This is a genomic window from Rhodococcus sp. ARC_M6 (assembly GCF_022810305.1).
In the GTDB taxonomy this organism is placed as follows: Bacteria; Actinomycetota; Actinomycetes; order Mycobacteriales; family Mycobacteriaceae; genus Rhodococcus_F.
The window spans coordinates 1-999 of the sequence record NZ_JALGQH010000077.1; the positions used below are offsets into that span (position 1 = coordinate 1).

Annotated in this window: 1 protein-coding gene; it reads right to left on the reverse strand. The window is 66.6% G+C overall.

Annotated elements, in window-relative coordinates:
- The coding region (locus tag MTX36_RS29430; protein WP_243623195.1) for a cholesterol oxidase substrate-binding domain-containing protein at positions 1–999 on the reverse strand (999 nt) is incomplete at both ends.

Here is a 999-nt window from a genome sequence, read left to right on the forward strand (position 1 = left end):
GGAGGTGATGACGGCGCCGCCGCCTTCGGTCAGTCGGAGGGTGGTGGCTTTGATGTAGAACTGGACGTCTTTGGACCAGCCCCAGATGTCGTTGGCGTTGGTGACGGCGAGGCCGGCGACGGTGGTCGTGTACATCATCTGTCCGAATGCGGGTGCGATGGAGGGGTTTCCGGCGTTGATCGCGGCGATCATGTCGGTGAGTGGTTCGGGGAGGTTGTCGGAGAAGATGTAGTTGTAGGGGCCGGTGACTTCGCGGGAGGTGGCGGGTTTGGTGGGTTCGAGGGACCACACCTTCATCCACGGTTTGTCGGTGAAGGGGTACCAGATGGCTTCGGCGCGGCCGTTGTCGCGGACGAAGTTTTCGAAGGTGCGTCCGGGGGTGCCCTTGGGGGCGAAGAGTTCCTGCCAGCCGATGTCGGTGTAGCTGACGCAGCGCATGCGGTAGTTGGGGGAGGCCTGCAAGGTGACGGCGGTGATGAAGGTGCGGCCGAGGTTGGTCAGCAGGGGGCGGATGGCGGTGTCGGCGCGGTCGTAGGTTTTGAGGGCGTATTCGGTGCCGTTCCAGATCACTGCCGTCAGGGAGGTGACGAGGTTGGAGAGGGAGCCGAAGGTTTGTCCGGGGACGGGTGTTTCGCCTTCGGCGGGCAGGGCTGCGCCGTGGGCGTCGACGGCGAGGCAGCCGGCGATGGAGAGGACGCCGGGGGCGGGGAGGTTCGCGAAGCCGAGGTTTTCGGCTTGGAGGGCGGTGGTGATGGCGTCGAGGGTGGCGCCGGGTCCGGCGGTGACGGTGGAGATGGGTCCGCCGGCGTCGACGTTGACCCAGTTCAGGTGGACCATGGTGTCGGCGAGGATGACTTTGTCGCGGGGGGCGCCGTTGACGATGGTCAGGGGGGTCCAGCCGTGCATGGCTCCGCGGGGGCGGATGGTGTAGCCGTTGGCGTGGCCCCAGTTGGCGAGGCGGACTGCGTCTTCGGGGGTTTTGGGGGCGCAGGTCCAGAT